This window comes from Micromonospora sp. NPDC047187, from assembly GCF_040643355.1.
GTDB classification, from domain to species: Bacteria; Actinomycetota; Actinomycetes; order Mycobacteriales; family Micromonosporaceae; genus Micromonospora; species Micromonospora salmantinae.
In genome coordinates this window covers 1-23,977 of record NZ_JBEYUF010000027.1, presented here as the reverse complement: position 1 = coordinate 23,977, position 23,977 = coordinate 1, and the positions used below count along the sequence as shown (strand labels likewise).

At 71.2% G+C, this 23,977-nt stretch carries 21 protein-coding genes; 14 read left to right on the top strand and 7 right to left on the bottom strand.

The features are described from left to right. Positions 1 to 38 precede the first annotated feature (38 nt). The 4 genes from rfbA (at position 39) to ABZ794_RS29020 (ending at position 3,258) form a co-directional block, all read left to right on the top strand. Positions 39 to 929: a glucose-1-phosphate thymidylyltransferase RfbA gene (rfbA, locus tag ABZ794_RS29035; protein WP_210781721.1), complete on the top strand. Its 891-nt coding sequence runs from the start codon at positions 39 to 41 to the stop codon at positions 927 to 929. Continuing rightward, the gene (rfbC, locus tag ABZ794_RS29030; RefSeq protein ID WP_357518503.1) at positions 926 to 1,549 is read left to right on the top strand and encodes a dTDP-4-dehydrorhamnose 3,5-epimerase; all 624 of its coding nucleotides are present in this window, start codon (positions 926 to 928) and stop codon (positions 1,547 to 1,549) included. The genes rfbA and rfbC overlap by 4 nt, the downstream gene beginning before the upstream one ends. A gap of 68 nt (positions 1,550 to 1,617) precedes the next feature. Further along, a complete protein-coding gene (pafA, locus tag ABZ794_RS29025) occupies positions 1,618 to 2,976 on the top strand; it encodes a Pup--protein ligase (protein ID WP_210781723.1) in 1,359 nt (452 codons plus the stop codon). 78 nt (positions 2,977 to 3,054) lie between these two features. Continuing rightward, positions 3,055 to 3,258 (top strand): hypothetical protein, encoded by a 204-nt coding sequence (locus ABZ794_RS29020; protein ID WP_210781724.1) that lies wholly within the window; start codon positions 3,055 to 3,057, stop codon positions 3,256 to 3,258. 130 nt (positions 3,259 to 3,388) lie between these two features. Here the strand turns inward: ABZ794_RS29020 and ABZ794_RS29015 are convergent, their stop codons facing one another. Together ABZ794_RS29015 and ABZ794_RS29010 are read right to left on the bottom strand one after the other, a co-directional pair. Beyond that, a complete protein-coding gene (locus ABZ794_RS29015; RefSeq protein ID WP_238688846.1) occupies positions 3,389 to 4,474 on the bottom strand; it encodes a DUF3866 family protein in 1,086 nt (361 codons plus the stop codon). Positions 4,475 to 4,522: 48 nt separating this feature from the next. After that, on the bottom strand, positions 4,523 to 5,527 hold the full coding sequence (locus ABZ794_RS29010; RefSeq protein ID WP_238688847.1) for a cation diffusion facilitator family transporter: 1,005 nt from the start codon (positions 5,525 to 5,527) through the stop codon (positions 4,523 to 4,525). Positions 5,528 to 5,644: 117 nt separating this feature from the next. On the opposite strand from ABZ794_RS29010, the gene ABZ794_RS29005 reads away from it, so the two are divergent. From ABZ794_RS29005 to ABZ794_RS28980, 6 genes are all read left to right on the top strand, one after another. Continuing rightward, positions 5,645 to 6,643, top strand: a complete 999-nt coding sequence (locus ABZ794_RS29005; RefSeq protein ID WP_091408906.1) for a WYL domain-containing protein — start codon at positions 5,645 to 5,647, stop codon at positions 6,641 to 6,643. Further along, positions 6,640 to 7,695, top strand: coding sequence for a YafY family protein (locus ABZ794_RS29000; RefSeq protein ID WP_357518500.1), 1,056 nt, complete (start codon positions 6,640 to 6,642; stop codon positions 7,693 to 7,695). Before ABZ794_RS29005 ends, ABZ794_RS29000 begins: the two co-directional genes overlap by 4 nt. 10 nt (positions 7,696 to 7,705) lie before the next feature. After that, positions 7,706 to 7,951 carry a hypothetical protein gene (locus tag ABZ794_RS28995; RefSeq protein WP_210781729.1) on the top strand — a complete coding sequence of 82 codons (246 nt, stop codon included), beginning with the start codon at positions 7,706 to 7,708 and terminating at the stop codon, positions 7,949 to 7,951. A 159-nt stretch (positions 7,952 to 8,110) separates the two neighbouring features. Next, the gene (gene tatA, locus ABZ794_RS28990) at positions 8,111 to 8,425 is read left to right on the top strand and encodes a Sec-independent protein translocase subunit TatA (protein ID WP_210781730.1); all 315 of its coding nucleotides are present in this window, start codon (positions 8,111 to 8,113) and stop codon (positions 8,423 to 8,425) included. 18 nt (positions 8,426 to 8,443) lie between these two features. Then, complete coding sequence (gene tatC / locus ABZ794_RS28985) at positions 8,444 to 9,397, top strand: twin-arginine translocase subunit TatC (RefSeq protein ID WP_210781731.1); 954 nt, start codon at positions 8,444 to 8,446, stop codon at positions 9,395 to 9,397. A gap of 137 nt (positions 9,398 to 9,534) precedes the next feature. Further along, positions 9,535 to 10,458: a diacylglycerol kinase gene (locus ABZ794_RS28980; RefSeq protein WP_210781732.1), complete on the top strand. Its 924-nt coding sequence runs from the start codon at positions 9,535 to 9,537 to the stop codon at positions 10,456 to 10,458. On the opposite strand, the gene ABZ794_RS28975 is transcribed toward ABZ794_RS28980, so the two are convergent. Together ABZ794_RS28975 and ABZ794_RS28970 are read right to left on the bottom strand one after the other, a co-directional pair. Next, positions 10,421 to 11,338 (bottom strand): EamA family transporter, encoded by a 918-nt coding sequence (locus ABZ794_RS28975; RefSeq protein WP_238688848.1) that lies wholly within the window; start codon positions 11,336 to 11,338, stop codon positions 10,421 to 10,423. The genes ABZ794_RS28980 and ABZ794_RS28975 overlap by 38 nt on opposite strands. A gap of 67 nt (positions 11,339 to 11,405) precedes the next feature. Further along, positions 11,406 to 12,176 carry an HAD-IA family hydrolase gene (locus tag ABZ794_RS28970; protein ID WP_210781733.1) on the bottom strand — a complete coding sequence of 257 codons (771 nt, stop codon included), beginning with the start codon at positions 12,174 to 12,176 and terminating at the stop codon, positions 11,406 to 11,408. An 86-nt stretch (positions 12,177 to 12,262) separates the two neighbouring features. Between ABZ794_RS28970 and ABZ794_RS28965 the strand changes: the two genes are divergently transcribed. Then, the gene (locus ABZ794_RS28965) at positions 12,263 to 15,064 is read left to right on the top strand and encodes a DEAD/DEAH box helicase (protein WP_210781734.1); all 2,802 of its coding nucleotides are present in this window, start codon (positions 12,263 to 12,265) and stop codon (positions 15,062 to 15,064) included. Between the two features lie 166 nt (positions 15,065 to 15,230). Continuing rightward, the gene (locus tag ABZ794_RS28960; RefSeq protein ID WP_210781735.1) at positions 15,231 to 16,115 is read left to right on the top strand and encodes an MHYT domain-containing protein; all 885 of its coding nucleotides are present in this window, start codon (positions 15,231 to 15,233) and stop codon (positions 16,113 to 16,115) included. 77 nt (positions 16,116 to 16,192) lie between these two features. On the opposite strand, the gene ABZ794_RS28955 is transcribed toward ABZ794_RS28960, so the two are convergent. From ABZ794_RS28955 to ABZ794_RS28945, 3 genes are all read right to left on the bottom strand, one after another. Further along, positions 16,193 to 17,062: an endonuclease/exonuclease/phosphatase family protein gene (locus tag ABZ794_RS28955; protein ID WP_357518496.1), complete on the bottom strand. Its 870-nt coding sequence runs from the start codon at positions 17,060 to 17,062 to the stop codon at positions 16,193 to 16,195. Positions 17,063 to 17,195: 133 nt separating this feature from the next. After that, positions 17,196 to 18,134 carry a superoxide dismutase gene (locus ABZ794_RS28950; RefSeq protein WP_238688850.1) on the bottom strand — a complete coding sequence of 313 codons (939 nt, stop codon included), beginning with the start codon at positions 18,132 to 18,134 and terminating at the stop codon, positions 17,196 to 17,198. Between the two features lie 159 nt (positions 18,135 to 18,293). Further along, positions 18,294 to 20,627: a beta-L-arabinofuranosidase domain-containing protein gene (locus ABZ794_RS28945; protein WP_238688851.1), complete on the bottom strand. Its 2,334-nt coding sequence runs from the start codon at positions 20,625 to 20,627 to the stop codon at positions 18,294 to 18,296. A 690-nt stretch (positions 20,628 to 21,317) separates the two neighbouring features. Here ABZ794_RS28945 and ABZ794_RS28940 point away from each other — a divergent pair. Both ABZ794_RS28940 and ABZ794_RS28935 read left to right on the top strand, forming a co-directional pair. Next, positions 21,318 to 23,093 carry a family 43 glycosylhydrolase gene (locus ABZ794_RS28940; RefSeq protein WP_210781739.1) on the top strand — a complete coding sequence of 592 codons (1,776 nt, stop codon included), beginning with the start codon at positions 21,318 to 21,320 and terminating at the stop codon, positions 23,091 to 23,093. Positions 23,094 to 23,432: 339 nt separating this feature from the next. Then, the coding region (locus ABZ794_RS28935; RefSeq protein ID WP_357518493.1) for an endo-1,4-beta-xylanase at positions 23,433 to 23,977 on the top strand (545 nt) is incomplete at its 3' end.

Genomic DNA, 23,977 nt, shown 5'->3' with positions numbered 1-23,977 from the left:
CCCCGCACACGTTGTCCGGGTGCGGTTAGGCTTCCCCGATGCGCGGAATCCTACTTGCCGGCGGCACCGGGTCCCGGCTCTGGCCGATCACCCGGGCGGTCTCGAAGCAGCTGATGCCGGTCTTCGACAAGCCGATGATCTATTACCCGCTCTCCACCCTGGTGATGTCCGGGGTCCGGGAGATCCTGGTGATCACGACTCCGGACGACCAGGACCAGTTCCGTCGGCTGCTCGGCGACGGCAGCCAGTTCGGGCTGCGGCTGGAGTACGTCAGTCAGGAGCGCCCGGAGGGCATCGCGCAGGCGTTCATCCTCGGCGCGGACTTCATCGGCACCGAGTCGGTGGCGTTGGTCCTCGGCGACAACATCTTCCACGGCGTGGGTCTGGGTCGGCAGCTCGCCGACCACGGTGACCCGGTCGGCGGGCGGGTCTTCGCCTATCAGGTGGCCAACCCGCAGGAGTACGGCGTCGTCGACTTCGACGCCGATGGCCGGGTGCTCTCGATCGAGGAGAAGCCGGCCCGGCCGAAGTCCCGCTACGCGGTGCCCGGCCTCTACTTCTACGACAACCGGGTGGTGGACATCGCCCGCAAGCTCACCCCGAGCGCGCGCGGCGAGCTGGAGATCACGGCGGTCAACGAGGTGTACCGGGAGACCGGAGAGCTGGCGGTCACGGTGCTGGATCGGGGCACCGCCTGGCTGGACACCGGCACGTTCACCTCGATGATGCAGGCCGCCGAGTTCGTCCGGGTGGTCGAGGAGCGGCAGGGTCTCAAGATCGGTTGCGTCGAGGAGGTCGCCTGGCGGGCTGGCCTGATCGACGACGCGCAACTGCGCGCGCTCGCCGAGCCGCTGACCAAGAGCGGTTACGGCAACTACCTGCTCGGTCTGCTCAGCGACAAGGCCGGCGACGATCGGGGTTCCTGGTGAAGATCCGGGAGCTGAGCATCGAGGGCGCCTGGGAGATCACCCCCCAGCAGCACGGCGACCCGCGCGGCATGTTCATGGAGTGGTACCGCTTCGACACGCTCGCCGAGGTGGTGGGGCATCCGCTGCGACTGGCCCAGGCCAACCTGTCGGTGTCCGCGCGTGGCGTGGTGCGCGGCGTCCACTTCGCCGACGTCCCGCCCGGGCAGGCCAAGTACGTCACCTGTGTGCGGGGCGCGGTCCTCGACGTGATCGTGGACCTGCGGGTGGGCTCGCCGACCTTCGGTCGTTGGGAGGGCGTCCGGCTGGACGACACCGACCGTCGGGCGGTCTACCTCAGCGAAGGGCTGGGGCACGGGTTCTGCGCGTTGACCGACGACGCGACGTTGAGCTATCTCTGCTCGGCCACCTACAACCCGACCGGCGAGCACGCGGTGCACCCGCTGGACGAGGAGTTGGGCATCGAGTGGCCCGCCGACGTTCCATTGCTGTCCGCGCGCGACGACGCGGCGCCGACTCTGGCGCAGGCCCGCGAGCGGGGCCTGCTTCCGGAGTACGACAGCTGCCGGCGGTTCGTGGCGAGTCTCGGTCCGTACGGAATGTCGCACTCAACCGGTATGTGACCGCGCTCGGGGCACGACCTGTGGTCTGACAGTGACGAACCGGGCCTCCGGGCGGCTAATGTCACACCATGGAGCGGCGAATCTTCGGCCTCGAGACCGAGTACGGCGTCACCTGCACCTATCGCGGGCAGCGGCGGCTGTCCCCGGACGAGGTCGCGCGGTATCTGTTCCGTCGCGTGGTGTCCTGGGGCCGGTCGAGCAATGTCTTCCTGCGCAATGGGGCCCGGCTCTACCTGGACGTCGGGTCGCATCCGGAGTACGCGACACCGGAGTGCGACTCGGTGACCGATCTCGTCGCCCACGACCGGGCCGGCGAGCGGATCCTGGAGGGGCTGCTCGTCGACGCGGAGAAGCGGCTGCACGACGAGGGCATCGCGGGTGAGATCTACCTGTTCAAGAACAACACCGATTCGGCCGGCAACTCGTACGGCTGCCACGAGAACTACCTGGTCTCCCGGCACGGCGAGTTCGGCCGGCTCGCCGACGTGCTCATCCCGTTCCTGGTCACCCGGCAGTTGATCTGCGGGGCCGGCAAGGTTCTGCAAACCCCACGCGGCGCGGTCTACTGCCTCTCGCAGCGGGCCGAGCACATCTGGGAGGGCGTCTCCTCGGCGACCACCCGCAGCCGCCCGATCATCAACACCCGCGACGAGCCGCACGCTGACGCCGAACGCTACCGGCGGCTGCACGTGATCGTCGGCGACTCCAACATGAACGAGGTCACCACGCTGCTCAAGGTCGGCACCGCCGACATCGTGCTGCGGATGATCGAGGCCGGGGTGGTGATGCGCGACCTGTCCCTGGAGAACCCGATCCGGGCCATCCGGGAGGTGTCGCACGACATCACCGGCCGGCGCAAGGTGCGGCTGGCCAACGGCAAGGAGGTCAGCGCCCTGGACATCCAGCAGGAGTACCTCGCCAAGGCCACCGAGTTCGTCGAGCGACGCGGCGGCGACCAGGCCGCCAAGCGGGTCGTCGAGCTGTGGGGCCGGGTGCTCAACGCGGTGGAGAGCGGCGATCTGGAGCCGGTCTCCCGGGAGATCGACTGGGTCAGCAAGCTGCGGCTGATCGAGCGCTACCAGCGCAAGCACGACCTGCCGCTGTCGCACCCCCGGGTGGCGCAGATGGATCTGGCCTACCACGACGTGCGCCGCGGCCGGGGCCTCTACGGGCTCCTGGAGCGCCGCGGCGACGTCGACCGGGTGGCCACCGATCCGGAGATCTTCGAGGCCAAGGAGACCCCGCCGCAGACCACCCGGGCCCGGCTGCGGGGCGAGTTCATCAGGCACGCCCAGGAGAAGCGCCGCGACTTCACAGTCGACTGGGTGCACCTGAAGCTCAACGACCAGGCGCAGCGCACAGTGCTCTGCAAGGACCCGTTCCGGGCGTACGACGAGCGGGTGGAGCGACTGATCGCCAGCATGTGACCGGTTCCGGCCCCGTCGGTGCGCTGCGCCGACGGGGCCGGTCAGCCCGGCGCACCGAGCGGTTAAGCTGAGCGCGCCATGACGACTTCTGGACCATCCGACCGCTCCGAGCGCTCCGAGCGCGGCACCGAGCGGCAGAACTGGATCGAACGCCGGCGGGAGAAGATCCGCGCCGAGATCGACCGTAACCGGCGCGGTGAATACACGGTGCCGACGTGGGTGCTGGCCCTGGCGCTGGTGCTCATCGTGGGCGGCTGGCTAGCCCTGATCTTCCTGGCCTAACCCACCCCAGCACCCCCACCCCACCCCAGCTCGCGTTGATCATGAAGTTATTGCCATGACACGCCGAGGCGGCGGGCAATAACTTCATGATCAACCGGGTGAGGGCCCGGCCCGAGGGCTGGGTCGGGGGTTAGGGGAGGAGGGTTACCGCGTGGCGGCCGGCGGCGGCTGCCGCCAGGAAGTACGCGTGGTCGGCGTCGAGGCCACGGCCCATGGTGGACAGGGGTACGGCGCTGGCCCGCAGCGCGGCGTCGAGACCGCCGGTGGGCACCCGGACGATCCGGTGCCGGGTCGCCAGGGGCACCAGCGCCGCGTGCACCTCGGCCGCGAGGGGCGGCGCCAGGTCCTCGGGCACCACCAGCTCCGCCGGGGCGAGCGCCACCCGGCCGTACGCGGTGAGGCTGTGGTGTGACACGCCCCGGTGTCGGGGGCGGGGGTCGGCCTCGGAGATGCGCAACGAGCCGACCGGCTTCCCGCCCAGCGTGGCGATCGCGTTGACGGCCTCGCCGACGGCGACGCCGGAGAAGCCCCATCGGGTTCCGGTGCCCAGGTTGCCCGGTCCCTGAGCCACGATCGCCACGTCCGCGTGGAGCACGTACCGGGCGGCGAGCAGACCACCGTGCAGGGTGGTGGCCTCCAGGTCGCCACCGAACGCCTGCCCGACGGTGACCGTGCCGGCCAGTTCGGCCCGCAGCCCGTCGAGGGTGCGGGAGAACCAGGCGGGCAGCGCCCCGCCGTCGGTGAGCAGGTACGCCACCCGCGCCTGCGGGGCGTCGGCCCGGATGCCGGCCAGGATCGCCGGGAGCGCCGAGTGCAGGTCGGCGGTGACCACCGGCAGGCCGCCCAGGTCGTCCGCGTCGGCCAGCACGTCGCGGTGCGGAGAGGCCTCCTCGTCGACGCCGAGGAGGATCGGCTGCAACGGCGTGTAGCGGGCCTTGACGAGGTGCCCGGCGTCGCGGGTGTCGGCGACGTCCGGCGGGTCCGGCGGCAGCCGGTCCGGCAGGGCGACCACCAGGGCGTACCCGCCGGTGCCCAACCCCATCAGCAGCGCGCCGGCGTTGAGCAGCACCCGGTCGCCGGGCTCGGGCGTGCCGACCAGCTCCGGGTAGGCCAGCGCCCGCATCCGCGTGCCGTCGGGCAGGTCGACGTCCAGCTCCACCGCCCCGGTCCACTGCCGTCGCAGCGTCGCCACCGTCCCCGTACGCCATCGCACCATGACGGGCACGCTAGCCGCGCGGGCGTGGCGGCCCGCGCCCGGGTGTGGTCAGGTCGGCTCGGGGCCACCGGCGTCCGGGCTCGGCCCGGCCTGGGTGTGCCGGGCGGTGCCGGTGGCGCCCGGCATCGAACGGGTCGGGTCGAGGAAGACGAAGCGGATCTCCGGGTACCGGTCGGTGAGCCGCCGCTCGGCCTCGTCGGCGCTGGCCTCGATCTGCGCGCCGGTGGCCTCGTCGCGGAAGTCGACCTTCGCGGCGACCAGGATGTCCTGTGGGCCGAGCTGCATGGTCAACAGGGTGTCGATGCGCTCCACCTCGGGCAGCCCGGCCAGATCCCGCTCGATCTCGTGGCGCAGCCGCTCCGGGACGGCCCGGCCGACCAGCAGCGACAGGTTGTTGCCGGCGAGGACCCCGGCGACGGTCAGCAGCAGGAGCCCGATCAGGATCGACGCGACGCCGTCCCACACCTCGTCGCCGGTGGCGTGCGACAGGCCGACGCCGAGCCCGGCCAGCACCAGGCCGATCAGGGCCGCGCTGTCCTCCAGGAAGACCGCCTTGACCGTGGTGTCGGCGGTCAGCCGCAGGAACCGCCGGGGCGTGGTCCGCCAGCGTCGCGACTCGCGGCGGACCTGCCGCACCGCCCGGGACAGTGAGATCGACTCGATGACGAACGACACCCCGAGCACGATGTACGAGATGAGGTAGTCGCCGCTGTGCTCGTGCACCAGGATCGTGGTGACGCCGTGGGTGACGGCGAAACCGGCGCCGGCGACGAACGTGAACATGGCGGCGAAGAACGCCCAGACGTAGCTTTCCTTGCCGTACCCGAAGGGGTGTCGCTGGTCGGCCGGGCGGGCGCCGCGGCGCAGCGCCTGGAAGAGCAGCACCTCGGTGGTCGTGTCGGCGATCGAGTGCGCCGCCTCGGAGAGCATCGCGGCTGATCCGGAGATCAGCCCGGCGATCAGCTTGGCGACCGCGATGGCGAGGTTGGCGGCGCCGGCGACGACGACCGTGCCGACGCTCTCACTCTCGGGCCTGGCCTCCGCCTGCGACATGAGGATCACCCTATGACCGCCGACGGCGACGCGCCGGAGGAGGCCCGATCCGAACAAGTGTGCGGCACGCCCGCGTGGGTGCACGGTGTGGGCGGGTCGGCTGCTAGCGTCTACCGCGTGTCGCGGACCCGCACCGAACGCCTGGTCAACCTGGTGATCTGCCTCCTGTCCACGCGACGGTTCCTGACCGCCGCGCAGATCGCCGCGACCGTGCCCGGTTACGAGCACGATCCGGACGACGCGCGCGACCACGAGGCGTTCCAGCGCAAGTTCGAGCGGGACAAGGCCGAGCTGCGTGAGCTGGGTGTGCCACTGGAGACCGGCACGGCGAGCGCCTTCGACGCCGAGCCCGGCTACCGGATCGCCCACCGCGAGTACGCGCTGCCCGACATCCTCCTCGAACCGGACGAGGCAGCAGCGGTCGGCATCGCCGCCCGGCTGTGGCAGCACGCCGGGTTGGCCGCCGCCGCGTCGTCCGGGCTGGCCAAGCTGCGTGCCGCCGGGGTGGACGTGGACCCGCAGGCGACCCTCGGCCTGGAGCCGATGGTCACTGTCGACCCGGCGTTCGCGCCGCTGACCGCCGCCGCCCGGGACCGCCGCGAGGTGGGGTTCGACTACCGGGTGCCCGACCGCGACGCGCCCAGCCGGCGGCGGCTGCAACCGTGGGGCGTGGTCTGCTGGCGCGGACGGTGGTATGTGGTCGGCCACGACCAGGACCGGGAGGCGACCCGCTGCTTCCGGTTGTCCCGGGTCGTCGGCGCGGTCCGGGTGACCGGCGCCCCCGGCGCGTACGAGCCGCCGGCCAACGTCGACCTGATCAGCCACGTGGCCCGCTGGTCGGGTCCGGTGGAGCGCACCGGTCGGGCCACAGTGCTGGCCGCGCCCGGGCGGGCCGCCGGGCTGCGCCGCTGGGCGGTGGAGGTGACCGCCGGGCCGGACGGCGACCGCCTGGTCCTGCCGTACGCCGACCCGGACGGGCTGGCCGGTCATCTCGTCGGCTACGGCCCGGACGTGCGGGTCCTCGACCCACCGGAGGTCCGCGAGGCGGTCATCCAACGACTCAAGGAGATCGCCGTGCGCCACGACGAGCTGGCCGTCAGCGGGGGTGCCCGGTGACCCGCCCGGCCGCCCGTAACGGTTCCCGCGCGTCCGCCGACCGGCTGGCCCGACTGCTCAACCTGGTGCCCTACCTGCTGGCCCGGCCCGGCATCGAGATCGCCGAGGCGGCCGGTGACCTGGGCGTCACCGAGCGCCAGCTCCGGGAGGACCTGGAGCTGCTCTGGGTGTGCGGGCTGCCCGGGTACGGCCCCGGTGACCTGATCGACATGGCGTTCGACGGTGACCGGGTGACCATCACCTACGACGCCGGTATCGACCGGCCGTTGCGGCTGACCCCCGACGAGGCCCTCGCGCTGGTGGTGGCGCTGCGGATGTTGGCCGAGACGCCCGGGGTGGCCAACCGGGAGGCCGTCGAGCGGGCCCTCGCCAAGATCGAGGCCGCGGGCGACCTGGTGGGCGCGCCGGTGGCGGTCCGGTTGCCCGGGGACACCCGGCGGGTCGAGGCGCTGCGCGCCGCCGTGGAGGGCGGCAAGGCCCTGCGGATCACCTACTACACCGCCGCCCGGGACGAGACCACCGAACGCGTCATCGACCCGCTGCGGATGCTCATGGTCGGCGGCCGGGCGTACGTGGAGGCGTGGTGTCGGCGTGCGGAGGCCGTCCGGCTGTTCCGCGCCGACCGCATCGACGCGGTCACCGAGTTGGACGAGCCGGCCACGGTGCCGCCGCAGGCCGTCCCGCACGACCTCACCGAGGGCGTGTTCCGCCCCTCGGCCGACCTGCCGTTGATCACCCTGCGCATCGGCCGGGGCGAGCGGTGGATCACCGAGTACTACCCGTGCGAGCGGGTGGAGGCCGGCGACGGCGACCAGTGGCTGGTCTCCCTGCGGGTCACCGACCTGGGGTGGGCCCGCCGGTTCGTGCTGGGCCTCGGCCCGGAGGTGACTGTGGTCGCCCCGGTCGAGTTGGCCGAGCAGGTGCGGGCGACGGCGGCCGCCGCGCTGGACGCGTACGCCGTGCCCGCGTCCACGGCCGTGCCCCGGCCGCCCGCGGTCGACCCGGCGCGCGCGCCGTCGGGTGACCCGGCGGTGGCCGGCCGCACCCAGTAGGCTGACCGCCGTGCTGATCTGGATCGTGCTCGCGGTGGTGCTGCTACCCCTCGTGGCGCTCGCGTTGGCCGTGCGCCCGGTGCTCGCCCGGCTGCCCCGACTGCGCCGCGCCGCCGTGGCGTTGCAGCGGCGGGCCGTCGAGGCCGAGGCGCTGCGGGACACCGCCGAGGCGCTGCAACAGCGTGCCGAGGAAGTCCAACGTCGGCTCGACACCACCTCCCGGCGACTCGCGGTGATCAAGGCCAAGCGCGGCTGATCGGGCACGCACCCGGCGGCGGTTGACGGATCATCGCGGGTTGGTCAAGACTTCACCCTCCCGCCCAGACCACCACCACCCAGTGGGTGGCGGGCAGCCGATCCGCACGTACGATGGGCTGCGTACCACCCCCCGGACACAGAGCGACTGGAGCTTCTCATGGGTGCCCTCAAGCCGTGGCACATCGCTGTTCTCGTGGTTGTGCTGATCCTGCTCTTCGGTGCGAAGCGGCTCCCCGACGCGGCCCGTTCGCTGGGTCGGTCGCTGCGGATCATCAAGGCCGAGACCAAGAGCCTGCAGGACGACGACCGCGACCTCGCCGAGAAGGCCGACGCGCAGGCCGGCTACCAGCCGCTGCCGCCGCACGCCGGGCAGCAGGCGCCGCACGCTGGCCAGCCGCAGCAGGCCCCGTACCAGCAGGCGCCGCCGCAGCAGCCGGTCGTCGACCCGGTGCACCGCGTCCGCGACAACTGACCGAAGGGCCCCACTCCCGTGGCCTTCGCACTGCGTAAACGCGGCTCGAGCACCTTCGAGCGGGCCGCCGACGGCTCGATGACGCTCATCGAGCACGTCCGTGAGCTGCGCAACCGTCTCTTCCGCGCGTCGCTGGCGATCATGATCGGCTTCGGCTTCGGCATCTGGTTGGCCGAGCCGGTCCGGATCCTGCTGTCGAAGCCGTACTGCGACCTGCCGGGGTCGGTCGACCCGGAGACCAACAAGTGCCTCTTCGTTCAGCTCGGCCCGGCCGACCTGTTCCTGCTGAACCTGAAGATCGGCCTGTGGGTGGGCCTGATCATCGCGGCGCCGATCTGGCTCTATCAACTCTGGGCGTTCATCGCGCCTGGTCTGCACCGGCACGAGCGGCGCTACGCCTACGCCTTCACCGCCTTGGCGGCGCCGCTCTTCGCGGCCGGCGCGGTGCTGGCGTTCTTCGTCACCGCCAAGGGCCTCGAGTTCCTGATGAACGTGTCCGGCGATGACATTTCGACCACCCTGGAAGTCACCCGGTACATCTCCTTCGTCACCAACCTGATCCTGTTGTTCGGGGTGGCCTTCGAGTTCCCGTTGATCGTGCTGATGCTCAACTTCGTGGGCATCGCCAGCGCGAAACGGTTGCTCAGCTGGTGGCGGGTGGCGATCTTCGTGTTCTTCGCCTTCGCCGCCGTGGTCACTCCCACCCCTGATCCGTTCGGGATGACCGCTCTGGCGCTCTGCCTGTCCGCGCTCTACTTCGCCGCGGTCGGTGTCGCGTTCCTCAACGATCGGCGGCGTGGGCGGGGCAAGGAGGTCTACGCCGGCATCGACGACGACGAGGTGTCGCCGTTGGAGTTCGACGCGGACCCGGTCGTGGCCGGGCAGCGGGTCGACTCGGCAGCGCCGATCGGCGTACCCGAACCGGTCGCCCCACCGGCGCCGATCGAACGCCGCTACGACGACATGACCTGACGGCCCCGCGCCGACCGGTCCACCGACGCCGTCCCCGTTCACCGGGGGCGGCGTCGTCGCGTCACCTGGCGCGTCGGCGGCGCAACTGATGGTGACGGCACCTGCCCCTGGTGAACGGCGGGTGTCCGACCGGTACGGTGCTGCCCGTGACCGCAGACGATCACCTGCCCGGCCCGGTCGCCGTGCTCGCCAACCCGACCGCCGGCCGTGGACGGCACCGCGCGTTGCTGCCCCGGTTGCTGGACGGCTTGGCCGCCGCCGGGCGGCCGATCCGGTTGCTGCCGGCGTCGAGCCCCGCCGAGGCGGAGGCGGCGTGCCGGACCGCCGTCGCCGACGGTGCTGGCGCGCTCGTGGCGGTCGGTGGGGACGGCACCGTGCACCGGGCGTTGCAGGCGGTCGCCGGGACCGCCGTGCCGTTCGGCCCGATCCCGGCCGGCACCGGCAACGACTTCGCTCTGGACACCGGCTTCCCGGCCGACCCTCTCGCCGCGGCGGCGGTGATCGCCGAGGCGGTGCGTGACGGCCGCAGTCAACCGGTCGACCTGGCCCGGATGGTCGGGGTCGACGGCGTCGAGCGCTGGTACGGGGCGGTCCTCGCGGCCGGGTTCGACGCGATCGTCAACGAGCGGGCCAACCGGATGCGCTGGCCCCGTGGCCCGCGCCGATACGACCTGGCGATCCTGGTCGAGCTGGCCCGGCTGCGCCCACGCCGCTACACGCTGCGCCTCGACGGGGTGTCACACGACCTGGACGCGGTGCTCGTGGCGGTGGGCAACTGTCCCACGTACGGCGGTGGGATGCGGATCTGCCCCGACGCGGACCCGACCGACGGACTGCTCGACGTGGTGGTGGCGGGTCGGGTCAACCGGCGGACCCTGGTCCGGGTGAAGCCGCGCATCTACCAGGGCACCCACGTCAGCCACCCGCTGGTGCGCAGTTTCCGGGCCCGCACCGTGGAGTTGGCCGCCGAGGGCATCACCTCGTACGCCGACGGGGAACGCTCCCTGAGGCTGCCGGTGACGATCAGCGCGGTTCCGGGTGCCCTGCGGCTGCTGCGTTGACCCGTACCGCGCCGATGCTGGCGGCGATGACCAGCACGATGGCGGCGCATTCCAGCACTGTCAGCGCCTGCCGCAGCACCAGCCACCCGGCGAGCGTGGCGACGGCCGGGCCGAGGCTCATCAGCACCGCGAAGGTGGCGGTGGGCATCCGCCGTAGCGCCAGCAGTTCCAGGGTGTAGGGCAGCCCGGAGGCGAGCACCGCGAGGGCGGCGCCGAGCGCCAGCACCGGCGGGTCGAGCAGTACCGCGCCGCCGTCGACGATGCCCAGCGGCAGGGTGACCAGCGCGGCGACGGCCAGCGCCAGGGCCAGCCCGTCCGCGCCGGGGAAGCGGCCGCCGACCCGGGCGCTCAGCACGATGTACGCGGCCCACATGGCGCCCGCGCCGAACGCGAAGGCCACTCCGACCGGGTCCAGCCGGTCGAAGCCGCCCTGCCCGAGCAGCGCCACCCCGGCCAGTGCGAGACCCGCCCAGCCCCAGCTGGCCAGTCGGCGGGCGGAGAACACCGACAGGGCGAGGGGGCCGAGCACCTCGAGCGTCACCGCCGGGCCCAACGGGATGCGTTCGATGGCCTGGTAGAACAGCGAGTTCATGCCGGCCAGCGCGAGCCCGAACGCGCCGGCCGCGAGCCAGGCCGACCGGTCGTGTCCGCGCAGTCGGGGCCGGCACACGACGAGTAACAGCACCGCCGAGATGGTCAGCCGCAGGGTCACCGCGCCGGCCACCCCGGTACGCGGGAAGAGCAACGCGGCCACGGCGGAGCCGAACTGCACCGACAGGGCCCCGCCGAGCACCAGCCCCACGGCGGTGACGCCACCGCGTCGGGCGGGTGGCGTGTCGGCCGGCGCCGTGGTGGGCAGCAGGATCTCGGTCACGGGCACGACGGTAGGGCGTCCGCCCTGGCCAACCTGCGGCGGTGTCCACCGGCGTGGCCGAGGCAACCGCCGGTCAGCCTGGCAGGGCGAGGTCGAGCACAGCGCCCAGCCCGTTCTCCCGGCCCGGCTCGGCCGCCGGGAGCACCAGCACCGAGCAGCCGGCGGCCACCGCGCCCGCGTCCGCCGGGGAGTCACCGACCATCAGGGTCTGCTCCGGGTCGACGCCCAGCATGCCGCAGGCACGCCAGAAGATCGCCGGGTCGGGTTTGCAGCGCCCCACCTCGTAGGAGAGCACGAACGCGCCGACCAGGTCGGTCAGCCCCCAGGTGTCGAAGTGCGGCCGCAGGTCGAAGCCGATGTTGCTGACCACCGCCACCGGCACCCCGGCGTCGCGCAGCGCGGTCAGCGTGGGCGCGGTGTCGGCGTACGGCAGCCAACCCTCCGTGGTCAGCAGCCGCTCGTAGAGCGCGTCGGCGAAGCCGTCGATGCCGGCGTCGACGGTCTCGGCCAGCCCGGTGTACGCGCCCCGGTGGGCGTGTTGGTAGAGGTCCCGGTCGGCCCACAGTTCGGCGAGTCGGGGCGGCACCCGTGCCGGCAGTGGCCCGCCGGCGCGGCCGGCGGTCAGCAGGCGGTCGGCCAGCGAGGTGGCGCGGACCCGGTCCAGGGTGACGCCGCAGGCCGCCGCGGCCTCCAGCACCCACCGCTGGGGGTCCTCCACCTGGGCGAGGGTGCCGTGGAAGTCGAAGAGCACCGCCTTGACAGGGCGTCGGGACGCCCGGCGGGCGGCGGGCGCCTCAGCGGTGCCCGGCGGACTGGTCTGGGGCGGTTCGGCATGGTCCGGCACGCCGTGCACCCTACCGACCGCCCCCGACCGTGCCTCCGGACGGCCTTGTGGGGTGACATGACTCGGCACGCACTAATCTTGGTGCCATGTCGAGCCCCGCCGAGCGGTACGCAGCGGCGCGCCGCAAGGCCGCACAAGCCGCACAGTTTCCGGCGTTGGACGAGTTCGCCCTCGAGTTGGGGTTCGACCTCGACGACTTCCAGCGGGAGGCGTGCCAGTCGTTGGAGCGGGGCAGCGGTGTGCTGGTCTGCGCTCCCACCGGCGCCGGTAAGACGGTGGTGGGGGAGTTCGCCGTCCACCTGGCGTTGCGGGGGCGGCCCGACGACCCGGTGCCCGACGTCGACGCGACGACCCCACCGGCGCGGCGCAAGTGCTTCTACACCACGCCGATCAAGGCGCTGTCCAACCAGAAGTACCACGATCTGGTCGCCCGGTACGGCGCCGAGCAGGTCGGCCTGCTGACCGGCGACAACGCGATCAACGGCGACGCGCCGGTGGTGGTGATGACCACCGAGGTGCTGCGCAACATGCTCTACGCGGGCTCGAGCACGCTGCAGGGCCTCGCGTACGTGGTGATGGACGAGGTGCACTACCTGGCCGACCGGTTCCGCGGTGGGGTCTGGGAAGAGGTGATCATTCACCTGCCCGCCTCTGTCACCCTGGTCTCGTTGTCGGCGACCGTCTCCAACGCCGAGGAGTTCGCCGACTGGCTGGTCACCGTGCGCGGCGAGACCGCCGTGGTGGTCAGCGAGCACCGGCCGGTGCCGTTGTGGCAGCACATGCTGGTCGGCAAGCGGATGTTCGACCTGTTCCACGACGCCGACGCCGCCCGTAAGCACGACGTGCACCCGGAGTTGCTGCGCTACACCCGGGAGACCGCGCGGCGGCTGGAGTTGGGTGAGGGGCGCAGCGCGGGGCCCGGTGCCGGCCGGCGTGGCCCGCGCTGGCGTGGCCCGTTGCGCCCGGACATCGTCGACCGGCTGGACCGGGAGGGTCTGCTACCGGCGATCCTGTTCATCTTCAGCCGGGCCGGTTGCGCCGCCGCGGTGCAGCAGTGTCTCGCCGCCGGGCTGCGGCTCACCTCGGCGGAGGAGCGGGCCGAGATCCGACGGGTCGTCGAGTCGCGGGTCACCGCCATTCCCGGCGAGGACCTGTCGGTCCTGGGCTACTGGGAGTGGCTGGACGGCCTGGAACGCGGCCTGGCCGCCCACCACGCCGGCATGCTGCCCGTGTTCAAGGAGATCGTCGAGGAGTTGTTCGTCCGCGGCCTGGTCAAGGCGGTCTTCGCCACCGAGACGCTGGCGTTGGGCATCAACATGCCGGCCCGCTGCGTGGTGCTGGAACGGCTGGTCAAGTACAACGGCGAGGCGCACGTCGACCTGACCCCGGGGGAGTACACCCAGCTCACCGGGCGTGCCGGCCGCCGAGGCATCGATGTGGAGGGGCACGCCGTCGTGGTGTGGTCCCCGGAGACCGACCCACGGCAGGTGGCCGGGCTGGCGTCCACCCGCACCTATCCGCTGCGCTCCAGTTTCCGGCCGTCGTACAACATGGCGGTGAACCTGGTCGGCACCGTCGGCGCGGAGCCGGCTCGGGCGCTGCTGGAGTCCTCGTTCGCCCAGTTCCAGGCGGACCGGTCGGTGGTCGGCCTGGCCCGGCAGGTGCAGCGCAACACCGAGACCATCGAGGCGTACGGCGCGGAGGCCGCCTGCCATCACGGCGACTTCGACGAGTACTTCGCGCTGCGGGTGGCGATCGCCGACCGGGAGAAGGCGATCGCCCGGCAGGGGCAGACCCAGCGCAAGGCCGCGGCGGTGGCGTCGTTGGAGCGGCTGCGGGTCGGCGACGTGATCCGGGTGCCGTCGGGCCGGCGGGCCGGGCTGGCCGTGGTGCTGGACCCGGCGACCGGTGGGTTCGGTGAGCCCCGGCCGCTGGTGCTCACCCAGGACCGGTGGGCCGGGCGGGTCAGCCCCGGTGACTTCACCACCCCGGCCGAGGTGTTGGCCCGGATCCGGGTGCCCAAGCACTTCAACCACCGGTCTCCGGGTGCCCGGCGGGATCTCGCCGCCGAGGTCAGCGGCACCGGTCTGGATCGGCACGGTGGCCGACGCGGGGGCCGTTCCCGGCAGGTGACCGGCGAGGACCACCAGATCACCCAGCTCCGCACCGAGCTGCGTCACCACCCCTGCCACGCCTGCCCGGAGCGGGAGGAGCACGCCCGCTGGGCGGAGCGGCGTCGGCGGCTGGAGCGCGACACCGAGGAGCTGCGCGAGCGCGTCAGTGGTCGTACGGGTTCCCTCGCGCGAACGTTCGACCGGATCGTGGCGCTGCTGACCGAGCGTGGCTACCTCGCCCGCGACGGCGCGGTCACCGACGCCGGTCGGATGCTGGGCCGGATCTGGACCGAGGCGGATCTGCTGGTCGCCGAGTGCCTGCGCCGGGGGGTGTGGAACGGGTTGTCCCCGGCCGAGTTGGCCGCCGCGGTGTCAGTGGTGGTGTTCGAGGCGCGCCGCGATGTCGACGAGCGGGCGTCGCTGCCGCGCGGGCCGGTGGCCGACGCGGTGGACGAGACGTTGAAGCTGTGGGGGGAGATCGAGGCCGACGAGGCGGCGCGGGGGCTGACGGCGACCCGGGAGCCGGATCTCGGTTTCGCCTGGCCCGTCTACCGGTGGGCCAGGGGCGAGGCGCTGGCCAAGGTGCTCGGCAGCGGTCACGAGATCGATGGTGAGATGCCCGCCGGTGACTTCGTCCGGTGGGCCCGACAGGTCGTCGACCTGCTCGGTCAGATTGCCGACTCTGGCGGTGCCACAACGGAGCTGCGGTCGACGGCCCGACAGGCTATAGCGGCAGTCAATCGAGGTGTTCTCGCGTACCACACGTCAGCCTGACAATTACGCTCAGTCATTTTTGGCGGCCGAATCGACGCAGCGGACGGTCACCGCCGCGGCACCCCGCGATTAGCCCGGGGGGCACTGTTGCGCCTGATCACAGCACCCCTGATCATTGCCGAGGCGTCTTGTTGACGCGTCGGTAACGAATGGGGAGAAAGCCGCCGTGGCGGAGATCAATCACTTTGAGTACGGTTGGATCACGCCCGCGCTGAGCTACGCGCTGTCCGTGCTCGGTTCGATCCTCGGTCTGGTCTGCGCCGGGCGCATCCGCACGGCCCGCACGAACGGCCAGCGGGCGTGGTGGGGTCTGCTGTCGGCCTGGGCGCTGGGCGGCACCGCCATCTGGGCGATGCACTTCATGGCCATGCTCGGCTTCGCCGTGGAGAACACCCGGATCCGTTACGACGTGCCGCTGACCGCGGCCAGCACGGCCATCGCCGTGGTGGCGGTCGGTATCGGCCTGGCCATCGTGGGCACCGGCCGGCTGAATCCGGTACGCCTGATCGCCGCAGGTATCTTCACCGGCGCCGGCGTGGCCTCCATGCACTACACCGGCATGGCCGCCATGCGCCTCAACGGCAGCCTCGGCTACGACACGGGCCGGGTCGTGCTCTCGGTGGTCATCGCCGTGGTGGCGTCCACCGTCGCGCTGTGGCTCGCGATGACCGTCCGGCGGGGGTTGGCGATCTTCGCCTCCGCGCTGGTCATGGGGATCGCCGTGAACGGGATGCACTTCACCGGCATGAGCGCCCTGTCGGTGCATCGCCACGAACGGACGGGTGAGGTGACCGGCGCCGGGGTGAGCACCCTGCTGGTGCCGATCGTGCTGGCGGTGGTCTTCGGGGTCGTCGGTCTGCTCTACGCGCTGCTCGCCGCTCCGACCGATGACGACCGGGCCGCCACCGCGTACCTGGACGAGCGGCGGCTCTCGGAGCCGGCGGCCCCGGCGCCCACCGCTGCTCCCGACCCGGTCGGGTTGCGCGCCCGCTCCACCCTCGGCCAGCCCGGCACTCCGTTCCCGTCCCGCCGGGACACGCCGCCGCGCTGACGCCGTGCGGTCGGCCCGCGCCGCGTTGCTGGTGGCCTCGTAGATCCGGCCGCCTCCGCGCCCGCTGAGGAGGCGGATCAGGCCGGCGGCCGGCCGGGTCGGCTCCTGTCGATCGCGAGGGTGACCAGCAGCCCGGGGTGGTCGGTCGTCCCGTGCATGGGCACCAGTCTGCGGCAGCAGAGCGTGATGTCGGTGGTCGCCGTGACGTGTTGCAGTCGGCCGTCGTCGACCCGCTGATGGCCCGCCGGGGTGCAGGACCGCACGTCGGGGTCATGGCCGGCGCGCAGGTTGAGGTCGCCACCCAGCACCGTGGGCTCGTATCCGGCGTCGCGGCCGATCGTCGGCAGGATGGTGTCGAGCAGGTGCGCGCACTGGGTGAGCGCGACGCGGTAGCCGGTGGCCGACAGGTGCGTGGTGCAGGCGAGCAGGGCGCCGTCGACGTCGACGCAGAGCCAGGCTCGTTCCTCGGGGTCCGCGAGGTCCTGCGTCGGGTGGGTTCCGGCGTACACGGTGTTCGGGGTGGCCGGCGTCCGCAGGTGGGTCAGCAGCCCGATGCCGAACCGTTGGCCGTTGCGACAGCGGGTGTCGTCGCCGCTCGGGCGGTCGCCGGCGGCCTGGAACGCGGCCACGACGGTCCGCCCAGGGTGGACGGTTTGAAAGACGCCGTGCAGGGCGGACAGGTCACCCGCGCAGACCTCGTTGAGGGTCACCAGGTCGGGTGCCTCGATGCTGATCACCTCGGCGGCCCTGGTCATCGCTCGGCCGGTGTAGCAGCCGGCGCGGCCACTGTTGCAGAGGTTCAGCTGGAGCATCCGTAGGACCGTCGGCTGCGTGGCGTCCGCGGCGACCGGCGATGCGGCCGGCCGGTTGGCCGGCAGTGCGGCGGCGACGAGCAGGCAGACCACGGCCAGGGTTCGGCGCAGGAACCGGTACGGACGGGTGGCCACACGGACTCCGGGGTGCATGAGGCGACAGTCATCGCCGGGGTGCCAGTGATCCTAGTGCCGGCCGAATCGGCGATTCAGATCCAGAGCGGTGGGCCGAGGGGGCACCCGCGCGGCGCGTACCCCCTCGGGTCGCTCAGTGTGCGCGGACCGCGACGGCCGTGTAGGGCGTGGTGGGGGTCGGCGGTGTGGTGAACCGGGCGTTGGGCAGGTAGAGCCGACCCAGCGCCTTGGCCACTGTGGTGGGCACGTCGAAGTTCGGATCGGTGATGATGCTGGTGAGCGCTCCGGCGGTGCCGGCGTGGTTCAGCCGGACCACCGCGATCTGGTTGAGGCGGTTCTGCACGACGTAGAGGGTGCGGCCGAGCAGGAGGAGGCCATCGCCGTTGGTGAAGGTGTGGCCCGGCACGTCCACGACGGTGCTCGCCCCGGTCGCCGGGTCGACCCGGTACAGCGTGCCGGTGGTGGACTGGACGACGATCAGCGCCCGGCCGTCCGGTGTGGTGGCGATGCCGTTGAGATTCACCCCCGTGCCGACCTGCTCGTACGCGCCGGTCAACGTGATCGTGGTGAAGGCGTCGGCGGGCGGCAGCGCCCCACGGCGACCGAGCGGCAGCCGGTAGAGCACCGGCCGGTTCGAGTCGGTGAAGTACGCCGCGTCGCGGGTCAGCACGACGTCGTTGACGAACGTCGGGGCGGTGGCGAACTGGTAGCGGGCCAGCACCTCGCCGGTGCGGGTGTCGAGCACCCGAGCGTCGCCAGCCGTGCCACCGGAGACGAAGAGCCGGCCACGTGGGTCGACCTTGAGGCCGAGCGACGGCGTGCCGGTGGCCGCGCCGATCGTCGTGCCCCGGCCGGTGACCAGGTCGACGCGCTGGATGGCACCGGTTGCGCGGGAGCCGAAGTAGGCGTACCGGCCGGCGGTGGCGATGCCCTCGGGCTGGAACCCGTCGGGGAGGGCGAGGACGGTCGGCGGCCGGTTCGCGGGGTGCGCCTGCGCCGGCGCGACGGCGACGGTGGCCAGCATGACGGCGGTCAACGCGCCGCCGAGCGTGGTGCGGAGGGGGCGGTTCACTGTGCTCCTTCCGGGCGGAAGCGGCACGAGCCGACACGTCCGCCACGTTCACTGGGGCCAGGACCCTCCCCACTGTACGACCGCTGGCGGGCGCCCGCTCGGCGTCACCGGCGCGGCCTTCGGGTGACCGCGCCGGTGAGCCCGTCGAGCGGGGCGGAATCAGGCGTTGCGGACCAGCCTCCACCGGTTGTCCGCGCTGCCGTTGTCCGGATCCTGTACGGCCTGCGCTCCCCAGGCGGTCGACCCGTTCAGGATCCCGAGCAGTTTGTTGCTGTTGACGTTGCGGATCTTGTAGGTGCCGTCGCCGTTGTCCACCAGGATCCAGCGGTGATCGGCGGTGCCGTTGTCGGCCCACTGCAGGACCCGGGCGTTGTCGGCGGTGGACATGTTCTCCACGCCCAGGACCTTGCCGCTGTGGACGTTGCGGAACCGGACCGCGTTGCCGTCGGTGATGACCACCCAGTTGTGGTCCGCCGTGCCGCTGTCGCCCCACTGCACGGCCAGACCACCGTCGGCGGTGGACATGTTCTGGACACCGAGGACCAGCCCGGTGCCGACGTTGACCAGGCGGTAGCTGCCGGTGGGGCCGCCGCTGCCGGTGGTGTTCCAGTAGACCGTGTAGTTGTAGCCGTGGGCGTCGTAGAAGGGGGCGAGGTTCACGGTGGACCCGTTGGCGCTGGCGGTGAATGCGAGCGAGCTGGTGCTGGTCCGGGTGACCGAGGAGGCGGTGAGGGTGGGCAGGGTGCTCAGGGCCGTGTTGCCGTAGTTGCCGGCCAGCACCGTCGGGCCGTACGTGACCGCGCCGACGTTGGCGTTGTCGTTGGCGGCCTTGACGGCGACCTGCATCGGCAGCCGCACGGTGATGGTGTCGCCCGCGGCCCAGGTGCGCGTGACAGTGGCGTAGCTGCCCGGTGTGGTGGCGACGTTCTCCACAGTGCCGTTGACGGCGATCGTCGCGCCGCTGGTCCAGGACGGGATCCGCACCCGGATGCTCCACGACCCGCTCATCGAGCCGGACAGGGTCAGCGTTGTGGTGTCACTGACCGGGAAGCTGGTGGTCTGGGTGACAGTGATGCCGCGCTGCGTCCAGTTCAGCACTGACGGCGTGAACAGGTTCACGCTCAGTGTGGTGCCGTTGTAGAAGTAGATGGAGTCCATCAACCTCGTGTTGATCTCCAGGCCGGTGCCCTGGCAGCACCAGAACGAGTTGTAGTCGGTGCTCCAGGTGCCGCCACCCCACGCCGGGCCCACACCACGGCGTCCGCCCGGCCGCAGCGGGGTGAAGTAGGTGATGTGACCGTGGCTGTCGGCCGGGTTCTGCCCGCCGATCAGGTGGTTGATCAGCGCGCGCTCGTAGAAGTCGAAGTAGTCCGCCCGGTTCGGGTCGAGCAGCCACAGCTCGCGCGTCAGCTTGAGCATGTTGAACGTGTTGCACTGCTCGCAGGTGTCGTTGCTGAGGTAGCCGGCGATGGCGTTCGGCGGCCGGAAGTGCTCGGCCTGACTGTTGCCGCCGATGACGTAGGTGTGCGCGCCGACGGTGATGTTCCACGCGTTGCTGGCGATGTTCCGGTAACGGGTGGTCCCGGTGGCCTTGAACTCCCGGGCCGCGCCAATCCACTTGGGCACCTGCGTGTTGGCGTGCCGGCCGTTGAGCTGGTCCTGGTTGTTGGCCAGCGGGTCGAACACGGCGGCGTGGTCGAACCGCTGGGCGGCGGTGAGCCAGCGGGAGTCACCGGTCTGCTGGTAGATGTCGGTGAGCACGTCGTTCATGCCCCCGAACTCGGTGCCCAGCATCGACTGCATCTGGCTGGAGCTCAGCCGGCTCGTCCGGGTGTCGACCCAGCCGGCGAGGGACAGCAGCACCGTACGGGCCTGGGTGTTTCCGGTGTAGCGCCAGACGTCGAGCAGACCGGCGAGGGTCTTGTGGATGCAGTAGTAGGGCACGTTGCCGTTGGAGAGCGTCCGTGCCTCGAGCGCTGTGAAGTCGGACTCCGGGAAACCGGAGAGGTAACCCGCGCCGAACCCGGCGGCGGAGTTGTTGGCCTGGCACTTGGCCAACTCGGCCACCATGTAGTTGGCCTTGTCCCGGCAGGTGGTGTCGCCCAGCACCGCGTACGCGTACGCCCACGCGCTCAGGAAGTGGCCCTGCATGTGGGTCCGGAACGGGAAGTTCGGCGCGTCCCAGCCCCCGTTGGTGGCGGCGCCGTTGGTGGACAGCCGGTGGTTGGCGCGGAAGTTGTAGAGCATCCGGTCGACGTCGACGAACCGCAGGTAGTTCAGCGTCCGGGTCTGGTTGTCCATCCAACGGCCGGAGCTGAGTCGTACCTGACCCGGGTCGAATGCGTACGCCGAGACGCCGATGTCGGACCGGGCGGGGGGCACGACGGCCGCGGAGGCGCTCCCGGGGGCGACGGCGACGCCGGTCGCGGAGACCACCACGGTGGCTCCGGCGGCCTGAAGCAGGTGGCGGCGGCTGAGGGGCAGGGGTGGCATGGGGAACCTCCAGGTGGCCGGGTACGTCGGGGCCGCCATCGACGGCGGTGGGTCGTCGGCGCAAGGGGGCCGACGCCGGGTGCGGTGTGGTGGGTGGGACGTGGTCGCCGTGGACGCCGGGTGCCCACCCCTGCGCTTATCGCGGCACATCGATGTGATCGCTAACATAGTTCGTCGTTAACATGCCCGCAACCCCCGGGGCACCTCGCCGACCCGTTCCCGCGACGAGCTGGCCCGGGCCCACCGGGTCCGGTGGCGGCCGTGGTCCGACAAGGACATCACCGGGCTCGCCATCACCGAGTCATTACCGTGCGTGACGGTTGGCGGCAACTTCCCCTCCGTTGACGCCCCTCCGGTCGCTCAGTACCGTGCATCGTAAATCTTCGATGTCATAGTCGATACCTCAATGCTGCGACGTGGTTACGACTGTCATCCCGCGCCTCACAAAATTCCAGGTCAGAAGGGGGAGGGGGCATTCACGGAAAGCTGTTAGCGCTAACACGGCCGCCGGCCGTGCTGCCCGCGAGCGAACGACAAAGCCCGTTCGAGTGGCCGCCAGGACGGCGGTGGCACGCCCAGTCAAACATCGCGCACGGCGCACTCTCTGTGGGAGTAATCGTGAACGTGAAGGATCGGACCACAACCCGGGCCGCTCGCCGGACCAGGCGCGCCATCGCCTGGCTGGCAAGCATGGCCTGTCTATTCGCACTGATCCCGGGTACGGCCAAGGCCGACAACCCCATCGTCCAGAACATCTACACCGCCGACCCGGCGCCGATGGTGCACAACGGCAGGGTCTACCTCTACACCGGACACGACGAGGACGGTTCCACCTATTTCACAATGCGCGAGTGGCGGGTCTACTCGTCCGCCGACATGGTGAACTGGACCGATCACGGATCGCCGATGAATCTGGCGACGTTCGCGTGGGCGGACGCCAACGCGTGGGCCGGGCACGTCGTTCCGCGTAACGGGAAGTTCTACTGGTACGTGCCGGTGCGCCAGCGCTCCAACGGGCAGATGGTCATCGGCGTCGGGGTGGCCGACAGCCCGACCGGACCGTTCCGCGACGCGCTCGGTCGACCATTGGTCGGCAACAACGAAATCGACCCGCACGCGTTCATCGACGACGACGGACAGGCGTATCTGTACTGGGGTAACCCGGGTCTGTGGTACGTGAAGTTGAACCCGGACATGATTTCGTTCTCCGGCAGCGCGACACGTATTCCACTCACGACGGCGGGGTTCGGTACCCGTAACGGTAATGCGAGTCGGCCGACCCTGTATGAGGAGGGGCCGTGGGTTTTCAAGCGCAACGGGTTGTACTACAACGTGTTCGCGGCGGAGTGCTGCTCGGAGTTCATCGCGTACTCCACGGCCACCGGGCCGACGGGGCCGTGGACATATCGGGGAACGATCATGCCGCGGCAGGGTGCCAGCTTCACCAATCACGCGGGTGTGATTGATTTCCAAGGTGGTTCGTATTTCTTCTACCACAACGGAGCATTGCCGGGTGGTAGTGGTTACACCCGCTCGGTCGCGGTGGAGAAGTTCAGTTACACCAGCAATGGCCTGTTCCCGACGATCACGATGACGAACGCCGGTGCGCCACAGGTGGGCACGCTGAACCCGTACGTGCGACAGGAGGCCGAGACGATCGCGTGGGGCTCGGGGATCGAGACCGAGGCGTCCAGCGAGGGCGGGATGAACGTCGGTTGGATCGAGAACGGCGACTACATCAAGGTCAAGGGCGTCGCCTTCGGCGCGGGTGCGACCTCGTTCAGCGCCCGGGTCGCGTCGGCCACCAGCGGCGGCCGGATCGAGGTACGCCTCGACAGCGCCAACGGCCCGACCGTGGGCACCTGCACCGTGGGTGGCACCGGCGGCTGGCAGACCTGGACCACCAGCACCTGCGCGGTGAGCGGAGCGACCGGCACCCATGATCTCTACCTGCGGTTCGCCGGCGGCAGCGGCAACCTGCTCAACATCAACTGGTGGCAGTTCGGCGGCACCGGCGGCGGCAGCGCCAACCTGATCACCAACGGCGACGTGGAGAACGGCACGACGGGCTGGGGTGTGCACGGCAGCGGAACGCTCGCCAGGAACACCGCGGTCGCGCACGGTGGCAGCGGATCGCTGTCGATCACCGGCCGGACCGGTGCCTGGAACGGCCCCAGTCAGGACGTGACCAGCAAACTCACCAATGGCAAGAGCTACACCACAAACGTCTGGGTACGAGCGCAGAGCGGCACCCCGTCGGCGAAGGCGACGCTGTCGCTGACCGCGAACGGCACGACGAACTACCTCCAGCTGACCCCGGCGGTGGGGGTGAACGTCAACGGCTGGACAGTGCTCACCGGCACCACGACCGTTTCGTGGAGCGGCACCCTGACCAGCGCCGCCTTCTACGTGGAGACGGCTGAGGGCACCGACAGCCTCCTCGTCGACGACGCCTCGTTCCAGTGACGGTTGCTGCCGGAGCCGTGCTCGGCGCGGCTCCGGCAGCACGGCGACGTGCCCCACCACTGCGACGGAGCGACAGGTTGCCCGGCGCGGTTGGTTACGACTTGACGAACGGCATGTTATCGCTCACAGTCGATGGTTGAGGGCAGCCGCACCTGTGGTTCACCGGGCGAACCTGCTGTGGCACCTCGACCCGCGACGTCCGCCCAGGGCATGCCGGACGTCGGGTCAGGACTCCCCGCATCGCTGCCGCGACGGCGACCGTTGCTGACGTCCCCATGTCGCAGGAGCGGATTCGGGCGTGCGTCTCCATCGCTGCACCACCACAGAGAAGGAATCCGCATGAATCACAGAAGAGCCCTGCGAGCGGCGGTGACCGTCGCCGTTACCGGCGCCCTTGCCGCCGCTATGACGATGACCCTGACCTCCACGGCCAGCGCCGGCACGACCCTGCGGGCATCGGCGGCCGAGAAGGGCCGTTACTTCGGCGCGGCCGTGGCAACCGGCAAGCTCTCCACCAGCGTGTACGCGACGATTCTGAACCGTGAGTTCAACAGTGTCGTGGCCGAGAACGAGATGAAGTGGGACGCCACCGAGCCGCAGCAGGGTCGGTTCAGCTACACCGGTGGTGATCGTCTGGTCAGTCACGCGCAGGCCAACGGGATGAGCGTGCGGGGCCATGCGTTGCTGTGGCATCAGCAGCAGCCGGGCTGGGCGCAGGGCATGTCGGGCAGCGCGTTGCGTAACGCGGCCATCAACCACGTCACCCAGGTGGCGACGCATTTCCGAGGGAAGATCCACTCGTGGGATGTGGTGAACGAGGCGTTCGCCGACGGTGGTAGCGGTGGGCGTCGTGACTCGAACCTGCAGCGCACCGGCAACGACTG

What these genes read in the sequence shown, in the direction of transcription:
- ABZ794_RS28945 (WP_238688851.1), bottom strand. Translation starts at nt 20,627, where the DNA reads ATGCCACCCCTGCCCCTCAGCCGCCGCCACCTGCTTCAGGCCGCCGGA.
- tatA (WP_210781730.1), top strand. Translation starts at nt 8,111, where the DNA reads ATGGGTGCCCTCAAGCCGTGGCACATCGCTGTTCTCGTGGTTGTGCTG.
- pafA (WP_210781723.1), top strand. Translation starts at nt 1,618, where the DNA reads ATGGAGCGGCGAATCTTCGGCCTCGAGACCGAGTACGGCGTCACCTGC.
- rfbA (WP_210781721.1), top strand. Translation starts at nt 39, where the DNA reads ATGCGCGGAATCCTACTTGCCGGCGGCACCGGGTCCCGGCTCTGGCCG.
- ABZ794_RS29010 (WP_238688847.1), bottom strand. Translation starts at nt 5,527, where the DNA reads ATGTCGCAGGCGGAGGCCAGGCCCGAGAGTGAGAGCGTCGGCACGGTC.
- ABZ794_RS28940 (WP_210781739.1), top strand. Translation starts at nt 21,318, where the DNA reads ATGGCCTGTCTATTCGCACTGATCCCGGGTACGGCCAAGGCCGACAAC.
- ABZ794_RS29020 (WP_210781724.1), top strand. Translation starts at nt 3,055, where the DNA reads ATGACGACTTCTGGACCATCCGACCGCTCCGAGCGCTCCGAGCGCGGC.
- ABZ794_RS29015 (WP_238688846.1), bottom strand. Translation starts at nt 4,474, where the DNA reads ATGGTGCGATGGCGTACGGGGACGGTGGCGACGCTGCGACGGCAGTGG.
- ABZ794_RS28965 (WP_210781734.1), top strand. Translation starts at nt 12,263, where the DNA reads ATGTCGAGCCCCGCCGAGCGGTACGCAGCGGCGCGCCGCAAGGCCGCA.